Raw genomic sequence first — 23,664 nt, forward strand, 5'->3', positions numbered from 1 at the left:
TTCACTCTTTCCCCGCTGCGGCGTCAGCGAGCGCGTTGGCGCCACCGACGATCTCGCTGATTTCCTGGGTGATCTCGGCCTGGCGAGCCTGGTTCATCTGCTGGGTGAGCACCCGCATCAGCTCGTTGGCGTTGTCGGTCGCCGACTTCATGGCACGCCGCCTGGCGGCCTCCTCGGAGGCCGCCGACTGCAGCAGCGCGGTGAAGATCCGGGATTCCACGTAACGCGGAAGCAGCGACTCCAGCACGTCGCCGGCGGTCGGCTCGAACTCGAAGTACGGCGGAATCTGGGTGGACTCCGTGGCCTCGGTCTCCTCGACCTCCAGCGGCAGAACGCGCTTGACGACGACGTTCTGGGTCAGCATGGAGATGAACTCGGTCGAGACGATGTGGATCTCGTCGATGCCGTTCTCGTCCTTGAACGAGTCGATGAGGACACCCGCGATCTCCTTGGCGTCGGCGTAAGCCGGCTTCCTGGAGAAGCCGACCCACTCGCCGCCCATCGTCCGGCCGCGGAAGGAGTGCCAGGTGACACCCTTGCGCCCGGTGACGAACGGCACGACCTCAAGGCCACGGCTCTCCAGCAGCCCGCGCAGGGCCTCGGCCTCACGCAGCACGTTGGCGTTGAAGCCGCCGCAGAACCCGCTGTCGCTCGTGACGATCAGGACGCCCGCCTTGGCGGGGTTGTCCTTCGCCACGGTCAGCGGATGGTCGACGCTGGCCGCGTTGCTGACGACGCCGGTGACGGCGCGGATGATCTCGCGCTCGTACGGCAGCGCCGCCTGCATCCGTTGCTGCGCCCGCACGATCCGTGAGGAGGCGATGAGCTCCTGGGCGCGCGTGATCTTCGCGGTCGACTTGACCGAGTTGATCCGCCGCCGCAGCAGCCTGAGCTGGGCACCCATGGACTACTTCTCCGTCGCCGGGCGGACGACCTTCTTGATCTTCTCCTGGCCGACCTCGCCGGCCTCCAGCGGAGCGACCGGCTCGTCCTTCACCAGCAGCTCGCCCGAGGAGGTGGTGAAGCCCTTCTTGAACTCCGTGATGGCGTCCTTGAGGGTGGTGACGGTGTCGTCGCCCATGTCCTTCGTCTCGCGGATGGTGTCGAAGACGCCCTTGTGCGAGGACTGCAGGTAGTCGAGGAACTCGGCCTCGAACCGGCGGATGTCCTCGACCGGCACCTCGTCCAGCTCACCGGTGGTGCCGGCCCACACCGACACGACCTGGCGCTCCACGGGGAACGGGGAGTACTGGGGCTGCTTGAGCAGCTCGACCAGCCGCTGACCGCGCTCCAGCTGGGCACGGGAGGCGGCGTCGAGGTCGGAGGCGAACGAGGCGAACGCCTCCAGGTCGCGGTACTGGGACAGCGACAGCTTCAGCGTGCCGGCGACCTTGCGCATGGCCTTGACCTGCGCCGAACCGCCGACTCGGGAGACGGAGATGCCGACGTTGATGGCCGGGCGGACGCCGGCGTTGAACAGGTCGGTCTCCAGGAAGCACTGGCCGTCGGTGATGGAGATGACGTTGGTCGGGATGAACGCCGACACGTCGTTGCCCTTGGTCTCGATGATCGGCAGACCCGTCATCGAGCCGCCGCCCATGTCGTCCGAGAGCCTGGCGCAACGCTCCAGGAGCCGGGAGTGGAGGTAGAAGACGTCGCCGGGGAAGGCCTCACGGCCCGGCGGGCGACGCAGCAGCAGGGACACGGCGCGGTAGGCGTCGGCCTGCTTGGTCAGGTCGTCGAAGACGATGAGGACGTGCTTGCCCTGGTACATCCAGTGCTGGCCGATGGCCGAACCGGTGTAGGGGGCGAGGTACTTGTAGCCGGCCGGGTCGGAGGCGGGAGCGGCGACGATGGTGGTGTACTCCATCGCGCCGGCCTCCTCGAGCCGGGCCTTGACCTGCGCGATCGTCGAGCCCTTCTGGCCGACCGCGACGTAGACGCAGCGGACCTGCTGCGCCGGGTCGCCGGAGGCCCAGGCCTCGCGCTGGTTGAGGATGGTGTCGACGGCGATCGCGGTCTTGCCCGTGCCGCGGTCACCGATGATCAGCTGGCGCTGGCCACGGCCGATCGGCGTCATGGCGTCGATCGCCTTGATGCCGGTCTGCAGCGGCTGCTTCACCGGCTGCCGCTGGACGACCGAGGGGGCCTGCAGCTCAAGGGCACGCGTGCCCTCGGCGGTGATGGCGCCCTTGCCGTCGAGGGGGTTGCCCAGGGGGTCGACCACACGGCCGAGGAAGTCGTCGCCGACGGGCACGGACAGGACCTCGCCCGTCCTGCGGACCGTCTGGCCCTCCTCGATGCCGCTGAAGTCGCCCAGGATCACGACACCGATCTCACGGGTGTCGAGGTTGAGCGCCAGGCCGCGCGTGCCGTTCTCGAACTCGAGCAGCTCGTTCGCCATCGCCGAGGGCAGGCCGGAGACATGGGCGATGCCGTCGCCGGCGTCGACGACGGTCCCGATCTCCTCGCGCGCGGCGCCTTCCGGTTCGTACGCCTGGACGAAGCGCTCAAGCGCGTCCCGGATCTCGTCCGGCCGGATCGTAAGCTCCGCCATCTCTACTCTGTCTCCCTATTTCGCCTAGCCGGCCAACCGGCGGCGGACTTCTTCGATTCGTCCCACGATGGTGGTGTCGATGATCTCGTCGCCGACGCGGACCGAGAACCCACCGAGCACTCGCTTGTCCACCTCGACATTCAGGTGCACGTCACGCCCGTACGAGGTGCGCAGCCACGACGACAGGCGCCGCTTCTGTGCCTCGGTCAGCTCGACGGCGCTGCGCACCACCGCCACGAGGCGCTGGCGCTGCTGGGCCACGAGCTGGCCGAACTCCTCGAGCCCTGCTTCCAGGCTACGTCCTCGCGGGTGCAGAACCACCTGCGTGATGAGGCGCAGGCTGGTGGGCGCCACCTTGCCGCTGAGCAGGTCGCTCAGCAGCTGCCGCTTGCCCTCGGCGGGGCCCGCGGTGTCGGCGAGCGCGCGGCGCAGGTCGGGGTTGGCGGCCACGACGCGTCCGAAGCGGAAGAGCTCGTCCTCCACGTCGTCGAGCCGCGACTGGCTCTCCGCCTCCGCGGCCGCGGCGACCACGCCGAGCCGTTCGAGCACGTCGGCGAGGTCGCCGGCGCGTGACCAGCGAGCGGCGACCGCGCTCTCGACGGTGGTCAGCGCGGCCGCGCCGACCTTGCCCTCCAGCAGCGCGCGCGCGGTGCGCGTCTTGACCTCCGCCGGCCTGGCCTGGTCGGACAGGGCGCGGCGCAGGCCGTGCTCGCGGTCGAGCAGATCCGCGACCGCGAACAGCTCGTCGGAGAGCGTCCCGAGGTCGGCACTGCCGGCGACCGCGTTGAACCGCTCCTCGACCTCGGCCAGCGACGTCCTGCTCAGACCGCGCATCAGCGCACCGCCTGCGCGTTGGAGCTCTCCAGCTCGTCGAGGAACCGGTCGACGATGCGGCTCTGACGGGCCTCGTCCTCCAGCGACTCGCCCACGATGCGGCCCGCGAGCTCGGTCGACAGGCGGCCGATCTCGGTGCGGAGCTGCGCGAAGGCGGCCTGACGGTCGGCCTCGATCTGCGCGTGAGCAGCCTCGACGAGGCGGCGGGCCTCGGCCTGCGCCTCCTCGCGGAGCTCGGCCTTGATCTGCGACGCCTGCTCGCGGGCCTCCTCGCGGAGCCTGGCGGCCTCGCGCCTGGCCTCCTCGAGGTTGGCCGCGTACTGGCGCTGCAGCTCCTGGGCCTGGGCCTGGGCCTCTTCGGCCCGCTTGATGCCGCCCTCGATCGCGTCCGTCCGCTCGGCCAGCGTCTTCTGGATACGCGGCACGAGCATGCGCCCGACGACGAGGAAGACGACGAGGAACGCGAAGATACCGACGACGAGCTCGTACGTGTGCGGGATGAGGGGGTTGCCACCCTCCTCCGCCGCAAGGAGCGTAGCTGCCTTAACAATCATGTTGCAGCCTTCCGTCAGTTAGGGACGATTTAGAGGTTCGAGAAGATGAACGGCGCCACCAGGCCGATCAGGGCGAGGGCCTCGGTGAGGACGAAGCCGAGGAGCATGTTCTGGCGGATCAGGCCGTAAGCCTCGGGCTGGCGCGCGATGGCCTGCACGCCCTGACCGAAGATGATGCCGACGCCGATGCCGGGGCCGATGGCGGCGAGACCGTAACCGATGGCGGTGACGTTGCCGGAGACCTCAGCGAGAACGCTCATTGTTGTTATTCCTTTACTTAACGGCCGATGACGTGGGTATCACCGGTCATGGACATTCCGTGTGGTGTGCGTGGGACTCAGTGCTCAGGGTGCAGCGAGCCGCCGATGTACATGGCGGCCAGCATCGCGAACAGGAAGGCCTGCAGGAACTGGATGAACATCTCGAAGCCGGTCAGGATGATGGTCATCACCACGCCCACGACGCCGACGGGAGCGCCCAGCGGGGTCAGCTTCTCGAACAGGAACCAGAAGCCGACCATGCTGAAGAAGGCCAGAAGCATGTGACCCGCGAACATGTTCGCGAAGAGTCGGACCGCGTGCGTGAAGGGGGCGATGATCAGGTTCGACAGGAACTCGATCGGCGCGAGCAGCACGTAGATGAACTTGGGCAGGCCGGGCGGGAACATCATGTTCTTGAAGTAGCCGACCGGGCCCTGGTGCTTCATGCCGAGGTAGATCTTGAGGATGTAGATCAGGGCGGCGAGCACCACGGGGAAGGCGATGTGCGAGGCGACCGGGAACTGCAGCACGGGGACGACGCCCATGAAGTTCCACAGGAGGACCACGAAGAAGATCGAGACCAGCAGGCCCATCCACTGGTCGGCGTCCTTGCCCAGGAAGGGCCGGGCGACCTGGTCGCGGACGAACATGTAGCCGTACTCGACGACGTTCTGGAGGCCCCTCGGCACCAGCTTGGGCTTGGCGAAGGCGCCCCAGCACAGCGCGATCACCACGACCGAGGTGAGCAGGGCGAGCAGGACCGGCTTGGTGAACCAGTCCACCCCCGGGATGATCGGGGGCAGGTTGAACAGCTCTTCAGGCGTAGGCGCCCCGAACTGATCGCCATGAGGAGCGAGGACCGTCAGCGCACTCACGCGGCGTTCCCTTCAACGTCGTAGTGGATCACAAGAGTTACCTCGGCGGAGTGATCGCTGCGCCGGGCTAGCGACCGAACTTCCGGTAGGCCAGGTAGCCGGCGAGCACAACCCCCAAGACCACGCCTATGGGGAAGAACGCGGACATGTCCAACCACCGGTCCAGCAACCACCCGAGACCGCCGTAGAAGGCCATCCCTGCGAGCAGATAGCTGGGGACTGACCACATGGCGTCGGCGAAGTCGCGACCGTCTGTCTCCGGTCGGCGTTCCTGTGCGCTCATCGCGGCCCCGACGATAGCAGGCGAGTAGAGGACTAGTCATATCGGGCCCCGCCCAGAGGGACGGCCTCATGAGTCACCCTGTCCGGGGACCTTGGCCTCGGGGTCGACGTACAGCATCTTGGTCTTCATGAAGGCGCGGACCTCGAACCCGGTCCACACGAGCGTGCAGATCACGACCGACCAAGCGAAAGCGAGGGTGTTCCAGATCGTGGTGTCGCGGAACGCGTTGAGCACGATCATGATGACGACGACCTTGACGAGATAGCTCCCCATCGCCGCCATCGCCATCACCTGCGGGGAGATACGGGCGGCGTAGGAGACCGCCACCACACTGACGCTGAAGAAGACCCCGACCAGCAGGGTGCCGAGGGCGGCGCCCAGCGCGCCCTTGCCGCCGGCGGTCAGAAGAGCGACGACCACCGCGGCCACCCCGACCGCGAGGGTCGGAATCGCGGCGCTCTTGAGTACGCGCACGTCGTTGGCCTGCATCGGTGCTCCATCAGCGAGTTATCAAGCGAGCGTTTGCTACCCCGCGGACAAGTGCGTCGGGGGTCCCTGCTCGTGAAAGATATCACAAGCTCACGGAAGACCGCTTTTACCTGCCGTTTCTAGTTCGCGATCAAGAACGGCTCGGAAATGCTGGAATGACCGGATTGCCGTCGGCGGCCGCGCGCTGCGCGCCCGGCCCGTCAGGCGGCTGCTGCATCCGCCGCCTGACCTCGGGCTCCGGCGGGATCGGCGGCATCGGGCCGGTGGGCGGGCCGTCGTCGTCGGGCTGCTTGCCGCGCGAGGCCGCGTGCGTGCCGCCCCGGCCCCGCCAGCGCGGCAGCGCCATCAGCACGAGCACCGCCAGCGCGAACACGATGACCACGGGGAACAGCAGGACCGGCACGCCGATCGTGGACATGCCGACGATGCCGAAGGCGAACAGGAACGCCCAGGCGTACATGATGAGCACCGACCTGCGGTGCGAGTGGCCGATGTCCATCAGCCGGTGGTGCAGGTGGCCGCGGTCGGGCGCGAACGGCGACAGCCCCCGCGAGGTGCGCCGCACGACCGCCGTGATGAGGTCGACCAGCGGCAGGATCAGCACCGCCGCCGGCAGCAGCAGCGGCAGCAGCACCGGCACCTTGTTCATGCCCTCGATGATCCCCGGGTCGACCGGGGTCACCGTGACGATGGACGAGGCCAGCACGAGCCCGATGAGCATCGCCCCGGTGTCGCCCATGAAGATCTTCGCCGGGTGGAAGTTGTGCGGCAGGAAGCCGAGGCAGGTGCCGATGAGGATGGCCGCGATGGCGGCCGTCGTGGTGATGCGCCCGCCGCTGATGTTGACGGCCAGGAAGATCGAGTAGGCCCAGGTCGCCATGCCGGCGATGCAGACGATCCCGGCCGCGAGGCCGTCGAGGCCGTCGACGAAGTTGACCGCGTTGATCGTCACCACCACGACCATGATGGTGATCACGGTGCTGAGCGTGAGGTCGAGGCTGACCGACCCGCCCCAGTCCTGCGGCAGCGGGATGTAGAGCAGGCGCATGTCGAAGAAGGCCAGCACGCCCGCCGCCGCGACCTGGCCGCCGAGCTTGATGAAGGCGTCCATGCCCCACCAGTCGTCGAGGAACCCGGTCAGCGTGATCAGCCCGCCGGCCACGATGAGCGCCGTGACCGCGTTGCCGTCGGTCTCGTTGAGCGCCTTGCCGGTGTGCGTGAGCTGGCTGGCGACCAGCAGCCCCGCCACCAGTCCGCCGTACATCGCCAGACCGCCCAGGCGGGGCGTCGGCGTGGTGTGCACGTCGCGGTCACGAACCTCCGGCATGGCGCCGATGCGGATCGCGAAGCGCCGCACGAGCGGGACCAGCAGATAGGTCACCGCCGCCGCGATGAGCGCCATGAACAGGTATTCGCGCACGACCCTAGTTTCCCGGATGTCCCGGCCAGGTGTGACCGGAAAACGACACAGACCAGCTTAATATTCGCTGAGATATGGCCGATAGATGGTCAGCAGCGCCGTGACTCTCTCCCTGACCTCCTCGGCGGCGCCGGGATCGCGGACCGCGGCTGCCACGAGTTTCCCGACCTCCACCAGCTCTTCCGGCCCCAGCCCCTGCGTGGTGACGCAGGGCGTCCCCACCCGGATGCCCGAGGTGACCGCCGGGGGCTCGGGATCGTACGGGATGGCGTTGCGGTTGAGCGTGATGCCCGCCGCCGCGCACCGCCGCTCGGCCTCCGCCCCCGTCACGCCCGTGTCGCGCAGGTCGACCAGCGCCAGGTGCGTGTCGGTGCCGCCCGAGACCGCCCGCATCCCCTCCGCGCCCAGCGCCGCGGCGAGCGCCTGCGCGTTGGCGACCACCCGGCGCGCGTAACCGGCGAACTCCGGCCGCAGCGCCTCGCCGAACGCCACCGCCTTGGCCGCCACCACGTGCATGAGCGGCCCGCCCTGAAGGAACGGGAACACCGCCCGGTCGATCCTGGCGGCCAGCTCGGCGGTGCACAGGATCGCGCCGCCGCGCGGCCCACGCAGCGTCTTGTGGGTGGTGAACGTCACGATGTCCGCGTACGGGACCGGCGACGGGATCGCCCCGCCCGCCATCAGCCCGATCGGATGGGCCGCGTCCACCAGCAGCCACGCCCCCACCTCGTCGGCGACGCCGCGGAAGGCCGCGTAGTCGATCAGCCTCGGGTACGCCGTGGCGCCGCACACGATGACCTTCGGCCGGTGCCGCAGCGCCAGGTCCCGCACCTCGTCGTAGTCGATCAGCTCGGTGTCCCTGCGCACCCCGTACGGCACGACGTCGAACCACCGTCCCGAGAAGTTCACCTTCGAGCCGTGCGTGAGATGGCCGCCGTGCGGCAGGGCCATCGCCAGCATCGTGTCGCCGGGCTGGAGGAGCGCGGCGTACGCGGCCAGGTTCGCCGAGGCCCCTGAATGGGGCTGGACGTTGGCGTGCTCGGCGCCGAACAGCCGCGTCGCGCGCTCGACGGCCAGCCGCTCGGCGCGGTCCACCACCTCGCAGCCGCCGTAGTAGCGGCGGCCCGGGTAGCCCTCGGCGTACTTGTTCGTCAGGGTCGAGCCCAGGGCGGCGAGGACGGCGGGCGAGGTGAAGTTCTCGCTCGCGATGAGCTGCAGGCCGCGGCGCTCGCGGGCCAGCTCGTCGAGCAGCACCTCGGCGAGCTCAGGATCGTTCCGCCGCAGCAGCCCGAAGTCCGGGCCGTAGTAGGGTTGCGCACCCATTCCCCCACTGTACGACCCGGTGTCCGGTTCTCCGAGGAGCGGGTCCGCCGCGCGTCAGGGGAACGCGTGGGGGGCGCTCGTCTTCACCGGGATCCAGCGGGGCGTGTCGTGAGCCTCGTCACTGATCGCCGTCAGCACCGCGTGCCGGTAGACGGCCAGCCTGGTGCGCCACTCGCGGATGTCCTGGACGTACCGCTCGCCGACCGGGGCGTCCCACGTCTGGGGGCTCCTGGCCAGGTTGAACGCCTTGTCCAGGGTCGTCCTGAGTGACTCCAGCTGGGGCAGGACGGTCTGCCAGGCGACCACCAGGCGTTGGTACTCCGGGTTGAACTCCCAGGCGGCGGGCTGGTCGTCCAGGGGGCCTGTGGAGGTGGCCGGGGGGCGTTCGTCCACGGCTTTGGGGCGGGGGGCCGGTGGGTCGGCGTACATCACGCGGTCCTTTCCGGCGTCTCGGGATTTCGGGGGTTCGGCCGGTCAGGATCGATCGTGCCTGGGGGGCCGTCAGGTCGGATGTCGTGGGCGGGCCGGGCGTCGGTGCCGTGGTCGCCGGGCTCGCCGGGCGGGATGCGTACGGACGGGATGTCCTGGGGGTGGGCGGCCCGCGGGACGTCCTGATCGGGGGTCGTCGGCCCGAAGGACACCACGTCACCGCCGTTCCCGGCCCACCCGGGGATCTCTCCCCCAGCGGTGATCCGCACCTGCGCACCACCGTGAGCCTCGCCGCCCTCCGCGCCGGCACCGCCGTACCCGTGGGCGACCACCGAGACGCCGGGGTCGTCCATGAGCCTTATCCCCGAACCTCCCGAGCCGGCCCCGCCACCAGCCGCCGCCTCATAACCCGACCCTGGCGCGGTGCCCTGGCCGGACCCTGGCGTGGCGTCCCCGCCGGTTGCCGGTGGCGTGGGGGCACCATTGCCTCCGGTCGCGCCCTCGCCGCCTCCTCCTGGTGCGGTGCCTGCCGCCCCTGCGCCGCCGCCGTCGGCCGCCGGGGGTGTCGGCGGGATGACCACCCCTTGGTTTCCGCCCGAGGCCGAACCGCTGTCACCGCGAGCCGTGCCGGTGTCGCCCGGCGTCGCACGTTCGCCGCTCGGCGTCGTCGTGCCGGTGTCGCCCGGCGTCGTACGTTCGCCGCTCGGCGTCGTCGTACCGGCGTCGCCCGGCGTCGTACGTTCGCCGCTCGGCGTCGTCGTACCGGCGTCGCCCGGCGTCGCACGTTCCCCACTCGGCGTCGTCGTGCCGGTGTCGCCGCGCGCGGATCCTGCGCCGTCCGGGCTGGAGCCGCCACCGGGTGGCGTGGGATCCGCGCCACCTGACTCCGAGCCGATGCCGCCAGCGGTCGCGCCCGTGCCGGCCGAGGGGGCGCCGGCGTCCCCCTTACCTGTGCCCTCGGGTGTCGTGTTGTTGCCGCCTGGGGTGCGGTCGGTGGTGGAGTCGCAGCCTGGGTCCGTGCCTGTGCCCGGGTTCGAGGGCTTGTCGTCGATCGGTGTGATGGTCGTCGCGCTGCTGTCGTCCCGCGGGTAGGCGGCTTCGACGGTGCCGCCGTCCGGTGGCGGGGTGGTGGAGGAGGGGTCGTTCGGGTTGATGGAGCCAGGGGTGCCGTCGGGGCGGATGTCGCGTCCGGCCCATTCGCCCTTGCCGTACTCGCCTGCCGGCGTCTCGACGCTCGGCATGTCCTGGGGTGGGATGTCGCTCGTGCCGGGGGTCGCTGGTGCGCCGGGGTCGGTCGTGGATGGCTTAGGCATTTCGGCGGGTTGGGTCTGGTCGGCGTTCCTGAGCATGTTCTCGACTTGCTCGGCCGTGGGCGGGTCCAGGGGGATCTGGAGGACTTTGACCCCGTCTACTTCGACGACATGCGGTTTTGTGGCTGCTGTGTCGTCGGGGTGGTTCTTGGCGGGGGTGTCGGTGACGCCGTTGTCGTCCCTTCTCGTCCCCGCGCCCGTGTCGGTGCCTGTGTCCTTCCCGGTCCCGGTGTTCTTGTCCCCGGTGCCGTCACAGGACTTACCGTCAGCGTCGGGCTTCCCGTCGGAGCCCTTCTTCCCGTCGGATTCGGTCTTGCCGTCAGCGCCCGTCTTGCCGTCAGCGTCAGGCTTCCCATCGGAATCGGTCTTGCCGTCCGACCCCGTCTTCCCGTCGGACCCCTTTTTCCCGTCAGAGTCGGTCTTACCGTCAGCGCCCGTCTTGCCATCAGCGTCGGGCTTTCCGTCGGAGCCCTTCTTGCCGTCAGAGTCCGTCTTGCCGTCGGCGTCGGTCTTCGGGGTTTCCTGGGCGGGTCTGTCGCCCCCGCGTACGTCCTTCGCCCCTTCGTCGTCCCCCGGCCGCCTGCCGGGCGACACCGGATCAGCCGGGCGGGTGGTGTCGGACTTGTCGGGCTGCTCGGCCCGTTTCTCCAGCACCGCGAGCCGCCCGTTCACGTCCTTGACCATGGCGTCGACGGCCTCGGCGACCTGGACGGGGCGGTGCGTGGCCCGCACCGACACCCCGGCGCGGCCCAGCGCGGAGCGGACGCGGTCCTCGACCGCCCGCATCTCCGTGGCCGCGTGCTTCGCCTCGGACAGCAGCTCGCGCACGAGCTTGGGATCCATGCCGTCGTACTTGCCCATGGGCCACTCCCCGACGTCTCGCCGCTCCGGGCCTCACCGTAATCACGGCCGGAGCGCCACCGCAGCCGGGATAAGCAGACGGTATACGTCGAGCGGCAGGTCATCCCGCCCGGAGCGTCAGTCGTCGGTGGCGACGTACCCGATGATGCCGCGCAGCTTCTGGACCGGGATGGCCCCGCGCCGCAGCAGCCGGGGCACGGCGGTGGTGAGGTCGAGGATGGTGGAGGGCGTGTCGTCGGTGGTCTTGCCGCCGTCGAGGTAGACCGCGACCGACTCGCCGAGCTGCGTCTCCGCGTCCTCCGCCGTCGTGGCGGCCGGAGCGCCGGAACGGTTGGCGCTGGAGACGGCCATGGGGCCGGTCTCCTTGAGCAGTTCGAGCGCCACCGGGTGGAGCGGCATGCGGACGGCGACCGTCCCCTTGGTGTCGCCCAGGTCCCAGGAAAGGGCCCTGTTGGCCTTGCAGACGAGCGTGAGCGGCCCCGGCCAGAAGGCGTCGATGAGATCCTGCCCGTACGGCCCCAGGTCGTCCACGAGCGCTGTGGCGGCTCGTACGGTGCCCACGAGCACCGGCGGCGGCATGTCGCGCCCGCGCCCCTTGGCGTCGAGCAGGGCGGTGACGGCGGCCGGGGTGAAGGCGTCGGCGCCGATGCCGTAGACGGTGTCGGTGGGCAGCACCACGAGCTCGCCCCTGCGTACGGCCTCGGTGGCCTCCTTCAGCCCCTCGGCCTTCTGCTCGGGGTCCGAGCAGTCAAAGCGTCGTCCCACGGATAGCTCCTCGGTGGTGACTCAGTCCTGGCCCAGCCGGGCCGTGACGAAGCGGTCCCTTCTGGTGAGGTCCTGGCGCAGGCGCACGTCGCGCCAGCCGTTGTCCTCGGGGAAGGTCAGGTAGACGGCCCGGCCCTGCTGGTCGGCGTGCTCGACGGCCACCCAGCCGCCCGGCCGCAGCAGCCGCCGGGCGGTGCGCTCGACCGCGCGGACCTCCTCGAGGCCGTCGTCGCCCGAGCCGTAGAGCGCGCGGGCGGGATCGTAGTCGCGGACCTCCGGGTCGCGCGGGATCGCGCCGGGCGGGATGTAAGGCGGGTTGGAGATGACCAGGTCGACCTTGCCGTCGAGCTCGGGCAGCGCCTCGGCGAGGTCTTCCGGGTGCAGGTGGGTGCGGCCCTGGCCGAGCTCGGTGATGTTGCGCTTGGCCCAGGTGTAGGCCGCGGGATCGACCTCCACGGCGTGCACCTCGGCCAGCGCGACCTCCTGGGCGATCGACAGCGCGATGGCCCCCGAGCCGGTGCCGAGGTCCACCACGAGCGGCGCGTTGACGTCCATCTCGCGCAGCCGTTCGATGGCCCAGCCGGTCATGACCTCGGTCTCGGGGCGCGGCACGAACACGCCGGGCCCGACCGCGAGCTCCAGATAGCGGAAGTAGGCGTGGCCGGTGATGTGCTGCAGCGGCTCGCGGGCCTCGCGCCGCGCGACGCCCTCCCAGAACAGCGCGTCGAAGTCGGCGTCCTTGACGGTGTGGAGCTCGCTTCTGCGCACGCCGTGGACGAACGCCGCGATCTCCTCCGCGTCCGTGCGCGGTGAGGGCACGCCTGCCTCAGCCAACCGGGCGGTGGCGAGGGCGATCTCGTCCAGCAGCAGACTCATGAGTGTTGTGCGAGCTTCTCCGCCATCTCGGCGTCGATGAGGGACTGGGTGACGGCGTTGAGCTCACCGTCGAGCACCTGGTCGAGGTTATACGCCTTGAAGCCGACGCGGTGGTCGGAGATGCGGTTTTCCGGGAAGTTGTAGGTGCGGACGCGCTCCGAGCGGTCGACCGTGCGGACCTGCGACTTGCGCTCGGCCTGCGCCGCGGCCTCGGCCTCCTCCTGGGCGATGGCCAGCAGCCGGGCGCGCAGGATGCGCATCGCCGACTCCTTGTTCTGGAGCTGGCTCTTCTCGTTCTGGCAGGAGACGACGACGCCGGTCGGCAGGTGGGTGATGCGGACCGCGGAGTCGGTGGTGTTGACGCTCTGGCCGCCGGGGCCGCTGGAGCGGTAGACGTCGATGCGCAGGTCGTTGGGGTCGATCTGGACCTCGACGTCCTCCGCCTCGGGGTAGACGAGCACGCCTGCGGCGCTGGTGTGGATGCGGCCCTGCGACTCGGTGACGGGCACCCGCTGCACGCGGTGGACGCCGCCCTCGAACTTGAGCCTGGACCACACGCCCTCGTCGCCCTTGGCCTTGATGGCGACCGTGACGTCCTTGTAGCCGCCGAGGTCGGACGGCTGGGAGTCGATGACCTCGGTCTTCCAGCCGAGCCGCTCGGCGTAGCGGAGGTACATCCGCAGCAGGTCGCCGGCGAACAACGCGGACTCCTCGCCGCCCTCGCCCGCCTTGATCTCCATGATGATGTCCTTGTCATCATTGGGATCGCGCGGGATGAGCAGGTGCTTGAGCCGCTCCTCCAGCTGCGGGACGCGCGCTTCGAGCTCGGTGGCCTCGGCCGCGAACGACTCGTCCTCGCCGGCGAGCTCCTTGGCCGCGCTCAGATCCTCGCGGACCGTGGCCAGCTCCCGATAGGTGGTCACGATCGGGGTGAGCTGGGAGTAGCGGCGGCCCAGGGTGCGGGCCTTGGACTGGTCGGCGTGCACGGCGGGGTCGGCGAGCTGCAGCTCCAGCTCGGAATACTCCTTGAGCAACTCGTCGAGGTTCACCGTGGGTCCTTGAGGTGTGTGGATCGGCCAGGGGCGTGGTGTCGCTTACCGACAACGCCGACCCGGCGCACGCGGATGTGCGGCCGGGCCGGCGTGTGGTGAGCTACTTGCCCGCGGCCTTCTTGCCGAAGCGCTTCTCGAAGCGCGCCACCCGGCCGCCGGTGTCCAGGATCTTCTGCTTGCCCGTGTAGAACGGGTGGCAGGCGGAGCAGACGTCGGCGTGGATCACGCCGTTCTTGGCGGTGCTGCGGGTGGTGAAGGTGTTACCGCAGGAGCAGGAGACCTGCGTCACGTGGTAATCGGGGTGGATGTCGCGCTTCATCGCTGTCCTTTCGGGCTGCGGCCGCCGGGTCGCCGCTAGGCATGGCGTGAACCGGAACCGCAAAATGGTCAGCTACCAGTGTGCCAGATCGTGCAACCATCCCAGGCCATCGTGCATTCCCGCGCACCGCCCCCGCACTCCGCGCGTCGCCGCAATAGGCTCCTTTGCACCATCCCTCACTCTTGTTAGGAACTCCGGATGAGAAGAAGGCTGAGGTCGCTGCTCGCGACCGCCATGGGGGCCGCCGTTCTCCTGGGAGGCACCGGCACGAGCGTCGCCGCCGCGACCGGCCGCACGGCCGCGGGCGACTTCACGGGCGAGGCGTCGGCCAGCGCCTCCGTCCCGCTGCAGAACGAGGTCGAGGGCACCGTGACGCTCAACCTCAAGAACCCCGCCCAGGTCACGGGCGTGACCGGCGGCATCGAGGCGCCGGGCGGAGCCGCGCGTACGGTGACGTTCGACTTCCGGCCCGGCGACGCCTCGGCCACGCAGCGGATCACCGGCAGGTGGCGGATCGCCGCGGACGACCCGGCGGGCGAGTGGAAGCTCAACGTCGCCGTCACCCGCGACGGCGGCACGAGCAACACGCCGTTCGTCGTACAGGTGGCCGGCAAGCAGGGCATCACGGCCGCCAAGGTCACCCCGGATCCGGTGAGACTCGTCACCGGCAAGGACGTGAAGGTCACGGTCGAGGCGAGCGTGAAGGACGCCTCGAAGGTGTCGGCCAAGCTGGTCAGCGCGGGCGGCGGCGAGTTCTACGACCTGGGCGACCTCGCCAGGGAGTCGGACGGCAAGTACCGCGGCACCACCTACTTCGCCGACGACACCGCGCCGGGCGACTGGACGCTGGAGGTGTACGCGCACAAGGGCGGCCAGACGCTCAAGGGCGTGGCCGGCTTCACCGTCGCCGAGCCCGTGAACGGCGCCTCCAAGAAGGCGCGGTCGAGGGTCACGATCTCGGCCCCGGCCAAGGTCACGGCGGGCAAGAAGGTCAAGGTGTCGGGGAAGGTCTACCGCGGCTCGAAGGCGTACCCTCGCAAGATCGTCGAGGTGTACTTCAAGGTCAAGGGGACCAAGACGTACAAGCTGCTCGGCTTCGCGAAGACCACCTCGACCGGCAGGTACGCCAAGACGTACACGGCCCGCAAGGACGGCTACTACCGCGTCAGGGTGCCCGGCACGAAGACCACCAGCGCCTCGCTGTCGCCCCAGGAGTTCGTGGACGTCCGCTGACTCATCGGCCCAGGTAGGTGAGCACGGCGAGCACCCGCCGATGGTCCTCGGGCGCCGGCCCGAGGGCCAGCTTGGCGAAGATGCCGGAGATGTGCTTCTCGACCGCGCCCTCGGTGACGACGAGCCGCGCGGCGATGGCGGTGTTGGAGCGGCCCTCCGCCATGAGGGCCAGCACCTCGCGCTCGCGCGGGGAGAGCGAGTCGAGCGGCGCGCCGCGGCGCTGCCTGCTGAGGAGCTGCACGACGACCTCGGGGTCGATGACGGTGCCGCCCGCCGCCACCTGGCGCACCGCCTCCAGGAACTCGGTCACGTCGGCCACCCGCTCCTTCAGCAGGTAGCCGACGGCCCGGCCGATGAGGTCGCCCGCGTAGCGCTCCTCGACGTACTGCGACAGGACGAGGATCGGGAAGTCGGGACGCTCGGCGCGCACCCGCAGCGCCGCCCGCAGGCCCTCGTCGGTGTGCGTGGGCGGCATGCGTACGTCGACGATGGCCAGGTCGGGCCGGTGCGCGCGGACGGCGGCCTCCAGCGCAGGCCCGTCGGCGACGGCCGCGACCGTGTCGATGCCGCCGTCGGCCAGCAGCCGGGCGAGCCCTTCGCGCAGGAGTACGGAGTCCTCGGCGATCACCACGCGCATGGCCCCATGCCTACCACTCGCAGGGCAGCTCCGCGCGCACGATGGTGGGGCCGCCGACGGGGCTGTGCACGACGAGCACGCCGTCGATGGTGGCCGCCCGGTCCGCCAGCCCCGCCAGGCCGCCGCCGGGGGTGACGAGGGCGCCGCCGACGCCGTTGTCCCACACGTCCACGACCACGGCCGCCCGTTCCCTGAACACCGACACCGACGCCTCCGTGGCGACCGCGTGCTTGGCCATGTTGGCCAGCGCCTCGGCGACGATGAAGTACGCGATGCTCTCCACCGCGGCGGGCGGCCGCTCGGTCAGCTCGACCGTGACGTCCACGCGGACGGGGGCCCGCGCGGCCAGCCCCGACAGCGCGGCGTCGAGCCCGCGGTCGCTGAGGATGGCCGGATGGATGCCCCTCGCGAGGTCGCGCAGCTCGGCGATGGCGGCCTTCGTGCCCGCGTGGGCCTGGACGATGAGCTCGCGCGCCGTCTCGGGGTCGGTGTCGAACTTGGCCTGCGCCCGCCCGAGGTCCACCGCCACCGACAGCAGCCGCTGCTGCGCGCCGTCGTGCAGATCGCGTTCGATCCTGCGCCGCTCGGCCTCGGCCGCGTCCACCCCCCGGGCACGGCTGACCCGCAGCCGCTCCTCCTCGGGTGCGCCGAGCAGCACGGTCGCGAGCGTCCCGTGCAGCCAGCCCATCGCGCGGGCGAGGTAGGCGGTCAGCACGAGCAGCACGAGCCCGGCGGGCACGCACAGCCAGGCGCCGACGTGGTCCTCCACCGCGTACGTCTGGCCCTCGGCCACGCTCGCCCAAAGGATCGCCGGCGCGAGGAGCAGCACCGCCGTCGACACCCACAGCCCGAACGACACCACCGTCTCGACCGCGCCGAGCGGCAGCAGCATGAGCAGGTAGCCCAGGTCCTTCCAGGTCGCGGGGTCGGTGACGAGCCACTGGAGGTACGCCGCCACCCCGCCCTCCGGCCGCCGACGGTACGGGTCCGCGATGCGCACCCCGAACGCCGCCCGCAGCACCCGCCGCTCCAGCATCGCCCCGCCGCGCCACATGAGCACGGTCGCCATGGCCAGCGGCACGCCCACCCACACCACCGCCAGCGTGAGCGAGACCGGCACCGCGAACGACGACAGCAGGAACCAGCCGAGCCCGATCACCCCGCTGACCAGCAGGTACGCCGCCGCCCGCCACGTCATGGGATCGGCCAGCACTCCCAGCGGCCCTCTGGGTCCCCAGGGCACCCGGTCCTTCAACGCCACGGATCGCATGCCCTCAAGCCTGCACCGCCCGCCTCCGCGCCGGAATGGAGCTGCCTCGTGTCCTGGGGTGGGGCTAGCCCCCGTATCGGCCCCGTGAACGCGGAAAGGGCGGCAGGTGAGTCACCTGCCGCCCTTCGCCGTCGCGGTCGCTAGTCGCGGTCGCTGCTCACCGTGGTCTTCTGGACCTGCAGGAGGAACTCCGCGTTGGACTTGGTCTCCTTCATCTTCTCCAGGAGCAGCTCCAGCGCCTGCTGCATGTCGAGCGCGTGCAGCACCCGGCGCAGCTTCCAGACGATCTGGAGCTCTTCCCTGGCCATGAGGATCTCTTCCTTACGGGTGCCGGACGCGTCGACGTCCACCGCGGGGAAGATGCGCTTGTCGGCGAGGGAGCGGTTGAGCTTGAGCTCCATGTTGCCGGTGCCCTTGAACTCCTCGAAGATGACCTCGTCCATCTTGGACCCGGTCTCGACCAGGGCCGTGGCGAGGATCGTCAGCGAGCCGCCGTTCTCGATGTTGCGGGCGGCGCCGAAGAAGCGCTTGGGCGGGTAGAGGGCCGTGGAGTCGACACCACCCGACAGGATGCGCCCGGACGCCGGCGCCGCCAGGTTGTAGGCGCGGCCGAGACGGGTGATCGAGTCGAGCAGGACGACCACGTCGTGGCCCAGCTCCACCAGGCGCTTGGCGCGCTCGATGGCGAGCTCGGCGACCGTGGTGTGGTCCTCGGCGGGACGGTCGAAGGTCGAGTGGATGACCTCGCCCTTCACCGACCGCTGCATGTCGGTGACCTCTTCAGGCCGCTCGTCCACGAGCACGACCATCAGGTGGCACTCGGGGTTGTTGCGGGTGATCGCGTTGGCGATGGCCTGCAGCACCATCGTCTTGCCGGCCTTGGGCGGCGAGACGATGAGGCCGCGCTGGCCCTTGCCGATCGGGGAGACGAGGTCGATGATCCTCGTGGTGAGGATGTTGGGCTCGGTCTCCAGGCGCAGGCGCTCCTGCGGGTAGAGCGGCGTCAGCTTGTTGAAGTCGGGCCGGTTGCGGGCCTGGTCCGGGTCCATGCCGTTGACGGTGTCGAGGCGGACCAGGGCGTTGAACTTCTCGCGCCGCTCGCCCTCGCGGGGCTGGCGGACCGCGCCGGTGATGACGTCGCCCTTGCGCAGGCCGTTGCGGCGGATCTGGGCGAGCGAGACGTAGACGTCGTTGCTGCCCGGCAGGTAGCCGCTGGTCCTGACGAAGGCGTAGTTGTCGAGGATGTCGAGGATGCCGGCGATCGGGATGAGCACGTCGTCGTCGCCGATGACGGGCTCGCCCGCCTCGAAGCGCTCGCGGCCACGGCCACGGTTGCGCTCCCTGAAGCGGCCACGGCGGCCACGGCCACCGCGCTCGTCGTCGTCGGCGCCGCCGCCCCGCTGGTCGCCGCGCTGGTCGCGCTGGTCACCCCGCTGGTCGCCGCGGCTGCCCGCGTCGGCGGCGCGACCGTCGGCCCTGCCGTCGGTACGGCCGTCGGTGCGGCCACCCTCGCCGCGGTCACCGCGGTCACCGCGCTCGCCCCGGTCACCGCGCTCGCCGCGGTCGGAGGAGCGCTCGGAGGAACGGTCTGCGGAACGGTCGGAGGAACGCTCGCCGCGCTCACGGCGCTCGCCGCGGCTGCGGCGCTCCCTGCGGCTCTCGCCGCGCTCGGCGCGCGACTCGCCCTGGCCGCCGTCGGCGGCCTGGGCCTGCTCGACGACGGTCTCGGCGGGCGCGGCCACGGGCTCGGGCGCCTGGGCCACGGGCTCCGGCGCGGCGGCCACGGGCTGCGGCGCGGGCTCCTCGACCACGGTCTTGGCGCGGGAACGTTCCCTGCGTGCCCGGGTGGGCCGCTCGGCCGCGGGGGCCGTCTCGGCCACGGGGGCGGGCGCCTCCGCGGCGGCCGCGGGGGCCGGCGCGGCGTCGCCCGTGCCGCCACCCTGCTTCTCCTGGATGGCCGCGATCAGCTGGCTCTTCCGCATGCGCCCCGTCCCGCTGATGCCCAGCTCAGCTGCGATCTTCTGCAGCTCGGGCAGCACCTTGGCGGACAGGCCGGTGCCGGAGCGACGCGCACGGGGCTTGGCCGCGGCGCGAGTGGGGGTGTCGCCGGACGCGGGCTCAGCGCCTGGTGCGTCGGAGAGGAGTTCGGTGGTGTCGCTCAACTAAAAGGTCCTTCCCAGGGGTCGGGCGCCGGTTTTGTTCTGCCGGGCGTCCCGGAGGTGCTTGCGATCCGGCGGGACAGACCGGGTCGGGGTGCACTTTGCAGTCTTCGGCTGTCGCTGGAGACGGCCGCCACTCTTGGAGAGGGGTTGGTCACGCCGCCGCTGGGCCGTGGCGCGTGCCTGACACCCCCCAGATTGCTGTCGCCAGCCAGATGTCGATTGGATTCGAATGCGCAGATCCCCGTCGTCAACGCCTCGGTTCGGGCCAACCGGGTGTGGGCCAACCGGAGGCGACTAATTCCGGGGAGACAGCCGCGCTGCCCACGCCTCGCGACGTGAAGCATGATGCAGCGATGTGTGGCTGACAAGCACGCACCCACCAAGGGGGCATCTGGTGCGGCTATCAGCCTAACATCACCAGCGCACACGGCTATTCCCTGAAGGTCTAAAGAGGCATCAGCGTGTCTCGGGGAACTGAACGTTCGCACCAACCGGGTCGACGTCCATTTGCTGGATGTGCCAGTCATTACCCACTTCTGGCGCGATCAAATCCTGCGTATCCGATGTCGAAAACGCAAGAACCGTGGGACCCGCTCCCGAAACGACCGCGGGCACGCCCACTGCACGCAGACGTTCTACCAGAGCCGCGCTCTGCGGCATCGCAGGCGCGCGGTAGTGCTGATGGAGCCGATCTTCCGTGGCGGCGAGCAGGAGCCCCGTCTCGGGCCGCTGGGTCAGCGCGGCTATCAGCAACGCGGCCCGGCCGGCGTTGAAGGAGGCGTCCTTGTGGGGCACGTCCTTCGGCAGCAGCCCCCGGGCGGTCTCCGTCGCCAGCCGCGCGGACGGAATCAGGACGACGGGACGGACCCGCTGGTCGGGAGCCAGTTTCACCATATGCGGCGCCCCCGCGTGGTCGGACCAGGCGACGGTGAGACCGCCGGCCAGGCACGGCGCCACGTTGTCGGGATGGCCCTCCATCTCGGTGGCCAGCGCGAACACCTCGTCGTCCGGCCACTCGACCCCCGCGAGCGCGCGGGCCGCGAGCAGCCCGGCGCACACGGCGGCCGACGACGAGCCGAGGCCGCGGGCGTGCGGGATGCGGTTGCGGCAGCGCAGGCGGATGCCCGCGGGTTGCGCGACCCCCATGCGGCCGAACGCCTCGCGCATGGCGCGCACGACCAGGTGGCGCTCGCCGCGGTCGACCTCACCCGCGCCCTCGCCGCTCACGCTGACCTCGACGCCGCGCTCGCCGGTGAGACCGGCCTCGACCTCGTCGTACAGGCTCAGCGCGAGGCCGAGGGCGTCGAAACCCGGGCCGAGGTTCGCCGAGGTGGCGGGCACGCGGATGTCAACGGTCCTCATTCACGCATCAGATCCTCACTCCCCGTGACCTCCGTCAGGCGAGGTTGAGCGCCGCCGCGGCGGCGTGGACGTCGATGGGGATCACCGTCGGCGCCGGCGCTCCCGAGATGGCCCAGTCAGGGTCCTTCAGCCCGTTGCCGGTGACGGTGCAGACGATGCGCTGCCCCGGCTCGACCAGGCCCTGCTCGTGCGCCTGGAGCAGGCCGGCGACGCTCGCCGCCGAGGCCAGCTCCACGAACACGCCCTCTTCCTGGGCCAGCAGTTTGTACGCCGCCGCGATCTGCCGGTCGGTCACCGACTGGATGACGCCGCCGGACTCGTCGCGGGCCGCCGTGGCGAGCGACCAGGAGGCCGGGTTGCCGATGCGGATGGCCGTGGCGATGGTGTGCGGGCGGGTCACCGGCGCGCCCTGGACGATCGGGGCGGCGCCGCTCGCCTGAAAGCCGAACATGCGCGGCTTCCGCGTCGCGAGGCCGTCGGTGAAGTATTCCTGGTAGCCCATCCAGTAGGCCGAGATGTTGCCCGCGTTGCCCACCGGGATGCAGTGGATGTCGGGCGCGTCGCCGAGCGTGTCGACGATCTCGAACGCGGCCGTCTTCTGCCCCTGCAGCCGGTAGGGGTTGACCGAGTTGACCAGCGCGATCGGGTAGCTGGACGACAGCTTGCGGGTCATCTCCAGGCAGTCGTCGAACGACCCCTCGACCTGCAGCAGCGTGGCCCCGTGCACGAGCGCCTGGGCGAGCTTGCCCATGGCGATCTTCCCGCGCGGCACCAGGACGGCGCAGGTCAGCCCGGCGCGCACGGCATAGGCCGCCGCGGAGGCCGAGGTGTTGCCGGTGGAGGCGCAGATGACCGCCTTGGCTCCCTCCTCGACCGCCTTGCTGATGGCCATCGTCATGCCGCGGTCCTTGAAGCTGCCGGTCGGGTTGGCCCCCTCGACCTTCAGGTAGACGTCGCACCCGGTGAGGGCGGAGACGCGGTGCGCGGGCACCAGCGGCGTGCCGCCTTCGAGCAGCGTGATGACCGGCGTCTTCGTCGTCACGGGAAGACGCTCGCGGTATTCCTCGATGAGGCCACGCCACGACCTGCTCATGATGACTCCCTACCTGCGGTGTTGGTCACAGAGTGTACGGGGTGCGGGCGACCGCATCGGATTCGCGTCCATGAATCGGACACAGGGTCGGACACGGGCTCGGACACAGCTCGGACACGGGTCGGACGTATGGGTTGGACAGCGACGCTATTGAGGAAATTCTCAGCATCTCCCGATAAGGTCTCGCCAGGGGGTCACGACCATGAACGCGCGTCCTGCTCTGAGGCAGAACGACTATTCGCCGATCGAGGCGCCGCCGCTGGGCGCCTGGTCACCCGCCCTTTCCGTGAGCGTGGTGATACCCGCGCACGGCGGGCAGGACAAGCTCGACCTGACGCTGGCGGCGCTGGCGGCACAGACGTACCCGGACCGGCTGATGGAGGTCCTCGTCGTCGACGACGGCAGCGAGCCGCCCATCCGGCTGCCCGAGCTGCGGCCGGTCAACACGCGTGTCGTGCGGGTGCGTGACGGCTGGGGCATCTCCAACGCCGTCAACACCGGCGCCAACGCCGCCGACGGCGAGATCATCCAGCGGCTCGACTCCGACATGGTGGCCTGCCGCGAGCACATCGAGGCGCTGGCCCGCTGGCACCACGTGACGGACTACCTGGTCACGATCGGGATGAAGAAGTTCGTCGAGCCGCCGGCCGTCACGCCCAGGCAGGTCTTCCAGGCCCGGCGCCTGGACGAGGTGTTCGCGCTGGAGGAGGCCGTCTCCAGCTCCACCGAGGCGACGATCGCCAAGACCGACGGGCTGCGCGCGAGCCGCAACCCGTACCACGTGTGCACGGGGCCGACGTTCGCCCTGCCGCGCGAGGTCTTCCACGCGGTGGGCGGTCTCGACCCGACCGTGGCGCGGGGTGAGGACACCGAGTTCGCCTACCGGCTGGCCATGCACGGCGTGGTGTTCGTCCCCGACCTGGAGGCGCAGGCCGTCCACCTGGGGCTGCCGGCGCAGCACCGCGACCGGGAGCGGGCGGTGCGGGCGGTCGAGCCCTATCTGGCGCACCGCATCCCGCTGCGCAGGGACCTGCGCAAGGATCCGGGGCGGCGGTGGCTGGTGCCGTACGTGGAGGTCGTGCTCGACGTCACCGACACCTCCGAGTCGGTGGTGCGGCAGGCCGTCGCGGCGGCGCTCGGCGGCAAGCTGCAGGACGTCGTGGTGACGCTGGTGGGGCCGTGGTCGCGGCTGCGGGACGGGCGGCGTTCCGTGCTCGGCGACCCGTGCTTCGAGCTGCGGCTGATGCGCGATTTGTTCGCGCACGACGAACGCATCAGGCTCATCGACGAGGCCGCGCCGACGCCCGCGCCGTGCCCGTTCCGCTACCGGGGGCCGGTGGACGTGCCGCTGCACCGGGCGACGCTGGAGCGCATGGTCGAGTCGGCGCAGAAGGACCTGACGGGCGTGCTGGTCGTGGACCTGCCGGACGGGCGGACGGCCCGGCTGGAGCGTACGTCGGCGCTGGGACGCGCGGTCCTGCTCACCGAGCCCGGCGCGGGCCCCGCCGACGTGGACGCGGTCATCGCGGCCACGCACGGCGTACGGCACGAGCCGCCGGACCGCTACTGGCCGGCCCCGAAGCAGCCCGAGCCGGTCACCATCCCCGCCCCGGAGCCGGTGACGGTGCCCGCCGCCGACGAGCGCTCCTTGCTCGGCCGGCTGAAGTCCGCCCTGCGCCCCAACTGACCCGGGGCGGGGG

At 70.7% G+C, this 23,664-nt stretch carries 23 protein-coding genes; 2 read left to right on the forward strand and 21 right to left on the reverse strand.

Features of this window, described 5'->3' with window-relative positions:
• Window position 1: 1 nt before the first annotated feature.
• The 16 genes from ABD292_RS20420 to rpmE form a co-directional block, all read right to left on the reverse strand.
• Complete coding sequence (locus ABD292_RS20420) at window positions 2-904, reverse strand: F0F1 ATP synthase subunit gamma (protein WP_344209455.1); 903 nt, start codon at window positions 902-904, stop codon at window positions 2-4.
• 3 nt (window positions 905-907) lie between these two features.
• Window positions 908-2,557, reverse strand: coding sequence for a F0F1 ATP synthase subunit alpha (gene atpA, locus ABD292_RS20425; protein WP_344209457.1), 1,650 nt, complete (start codon window positions 2,555-2,557; stop codon window positions 908-910).
• A gap of 24 nt (window positions 2,558-2,581) precedes the next feature.
• Window positions 2,582-3,391, reverse strand: a complete 810-nt coding sequence (locus ABD292_RS20430) for a F0F1 ATP synthase subunit delta (protein ID WP_344209459.1) — start codon at window positions 3,389-3,391, stop codon at window positions 2,582-2,584.
• On the reverse strand, window positions 3,391-3,945 hold the full coding sequence (locus ABD292_RS20435) for a F0F1 ATP synthase subunit B (protein ID WP_344209461.1): 555 nt from the start codon (window positions 3,943-3,945) through the stop codon (window positions 3,391-3,393). Before ABD292_RS20435 ends, ABD292_RS20430 begins: the two co-directional genes overlap by 1 nt.
• 29 nt (window positions 3,946-3,974) lie before the next feature.
• The gene (gene atpE, locus ABD292_RS20440) at window positions 3,975-4,205 is read right to left on the reverse strand and encodes an ATP synthase F0 subunit C (RefSeq protein WP_253766913.1); all 231 of its coding nucleotides are present in this window, start codon (window positions 4,203-4,205) and stop codon (window positions 3,975-3,977) included.
• A gap of 77 nt (window positions 4,206-4,282) precedes the next feature.
• Window positions 4,283-5,080, reverse strand: a complete 798-nt coding sequence (gene atpB, locus ABD292_RS20445; protein ID WP_344209465.1) for a F0F1 ATP synthase subunit A — start codon at window positions 5,078-5,080, stop codon at window positions 4,283-4,285.
• 67 nt (window positions 5,081-5,147) lie between these two features.
• Window positions 5,148-5,363: an AtpZ/AtpI family protein gene (locus tag ABD292_RS20450; protein WP_329584088.1), complete on the reverse strand. Its 216-nt coding sequence runs from the start codon at window positions 5,361-5,363 to the stop codon at window positions 5,148-5,150.
• A 66-nt stretch (window positions 5,364-5,429) separates the two neighbouring features.
• Entirely contained in the window at window positions 5,430-5,852 is a 423-nt protein-coding gene (locus ABD292_RS20455) for a Cg1360 family ATP-synthase-associated protein (RefSeq protein WP_344209468.1), read from the reverse strand.
• Window positions 5,853-5,982: 130 nt separating this feature from the next.
• Window positions 5,983-7,272 (reverse strand): glycosyltransferase family 4 protein, encoded by a 1,290-nt coding sequence (locus ABD292_RS20460; protein ID WP_344209470.1) that lies wholly within the window; start codon window positions 7,270-7,272, stop codon window positions 5,983-5,985.
• 57 nt (window positions 7,273-7,329) lie between these two features.
• On the reverse strand, window positions 7,330-8,595 hold the full coding sequence (locus ABD292_RS20465) for a serine hydroxymethyltransferase (RefSeq protein WP_344209472.1): 1,266 nt from the start codon (window positions 8,593-8,595) through the stop codon (window positions 7,330-7,332).
• A 54-nt stretch (window positions 8,596-8,649) separates the two neighbouring features.
• Window positions 8,650-9,024 carry a hypothetical protein gene (locus ABD292_RS20470; RefSeq protein ID WP_344209474.1) on the reverse strand — a complete coding sequence of 125 codons (375 nt, stop codon included), beginning with the start codon at window positions 9,022-9,024 and terminating at the stop codon, window positions 8,650-8,652.
• Window positions 9,024-11,195, reverse strand: a complete 2,172-nt coding sequence (locus ABD292_RS20475) for a hypothetical protein (RefSeq protein WP_344209477.1) — start codon at window positions 11,193-11,195, stop codon at window positions 9,024-9,026. Before ABD292_RS20475 ends, ABD292_RS20470 begins: the two co-directional genes overlap by 1 nt.
• Before the next feature lie 117 nt (window positions 11,196-11,312).
• Complete coding sequence (locus tag ABD292_RS20480) at window positions 11,313-11,960, reverse strand: L-threonylcarbamoyladenylate synthase (protein ID WP_344209479.1); 648 nt, start codon at window positions 11,958-11,960, stop codon at window positions 11,313-11,315.
• Window positions 11,961-11,981: 21 nt separating this feature from the next.
• Window positions 11,982-12,836 (reverse strand): peptide chain release factor N(5)-glutamine methyltransferase, encoded by an 855-nt coding sequence (gene prmC, locus ABD292_RS20485; protein WP_344209481.1) that lies wholly within the window; start codon window positions 12,834-12,836, stop codon window positions 11,982-11,984.
• Window positions 12,833-13,885 carry a peptide chain release factor 1 gene (gene prfA, locus ABD292_RS20490; RefSeq protein WP_344209483.1) on the reverse strand — a complete coding sequence of 351 codons (1,053 nt, stop codon included), beginning with the start codon at window positions 13,883-13,885 and terminating at the stop codon, window positions 12,833-12,835. The genes prmC and prfA overlap by 4 nt, the downstream gene beginning before the upstream one ends.
• A gap of 103 nt (window positions 13,886-13,988) precedes the next feature.
• Window positions 13,989-14,207 (reverse strand): 50S ribosomal protein L31, encoded by a 219-nt coding sequence (gene rpmE / locus ABD292_RS20495; RefSeq protein WP_111179920.1) that lies wholly within the window; start codon window positions 14,205-14,207, stop codon window positions 13,989-13,991.
• Window positions 14,208-14,405: 198 nt separating this feature from the next.
• Between rpmE and ABD292_RS20500 the strand changes: the two genes are divergently transcribed.
• Window positions 14,406-15,440, forward strand: coding sequence for a hypothetical protein (locus ABD292_RS20500; protein WP_344209489.1), 1,035 nt, complete (start codon window positions 14,406-14,408; stop codon window positions 15,438-15,440).
• 1 nt (window position 15,441) lies between these two features.
• Here ABD292_RS20500 and ABD292_RS20505 read toward each other — a convergent pair whose 3' ends face one another.
• The 5 genes from ABD292_RS20505 to thrC all read right to left on the reverse strand — a co-directional run bounded on the left by ABD292_RS20505 (window position 15,442) and on the right by thrC (window position 21,964).
• Window positions 15,442-16,077, reverse strand: a complete 636-nt coding sequence (locus tag ABD292_RS20505) for a response regulator (protein ID WP_344209491.1) — start codon at window positions 16,075-16,077, stop codon at window positions 15,442-15,444.
• A 10-nt stretch (window positions 16,078-16,087) separates the two neighbouring features.
• Window positions 16,088-17,347 (reverse strand): sensor histidine kinase, encoded by a 1,260-nt coding sequence (locus tag ABD292_RS20510; RefSeq protein WP_344209493.1) that lies wholly within the window; start codon window positions 17,345-17,347, stop codon window positions 16,088-16,090.
• Window positions 17,348-17,487: 140 nt separating this feature from the next.
• The gene (rho, locus tag ABD292_RS20515) at window positions 17,488-19,509 is read right to left on the reverse strand and encodes a transcription termination factor Rho (RefSeq protein WP_344209495.1); all 2,022 of its coding nucleotides are present in this window, start codon (window positions 19,507-19,509) and stop codon (window positions 17,488-17,490) included.
• A gap of 456 nt (window positions 19,510-19,965) precedes the next feature.
• Window positions 19,966-20,871 carry a homoserine kinase gene (gene thrB, locus ABD292_RS20520; protein ID WP_344209497.1) on the reverse strand — a complete coding sequence of 302 codons (906 nt, stop codon included), beginning with the start codon at window positions 20,869-20,871 and terminating at the stop codon, window positions 19,966-19,968.
• A 34-nt stretch (window positions 20,872-20,905) separates the two neighbouring features.
• On the reverse strand, window positions 20,906-21,964 hold the full coding sequence (gene thrC / locus ABD292_RS20525; RefSeq protein WP_329584109.1) for a threonine synthase: 1,059 nt from the start codon (window positions 21,962-21,964) through the stop codon (window positions 20,906-20,908).
• Between the two features lie 202 nt (window positions 21,965-22,166).
• Here thrC and ABD292_RS20530 point away from each other — a divergent pair, with 202 nt between their 5' ends.
• On the forward strand, window positions 22,167-23,651 hold the full coding sequence (locus ABD292_RS20530) for a glycosyltransferase family 2 protein (RefSeq protein WP_344209499.1): 1,485 nt from the start codon (window positions 22,167-22,169) through the stop codon (window positions 23,649-23,651).
• Window positions 23,652-23,664 lie beyond the last annotated feature (13 nt).

This window comes from Nonomuraea bangladeshensis (assembly GCF_039529455.1).
Taxonomy (GTDB): Bacteria; Actinomycetota; Actinomycetes; order Streptosporangiales; family Streptosporangiaceae; genus Nonomuraea; species Nonomuraea bangladeshensis.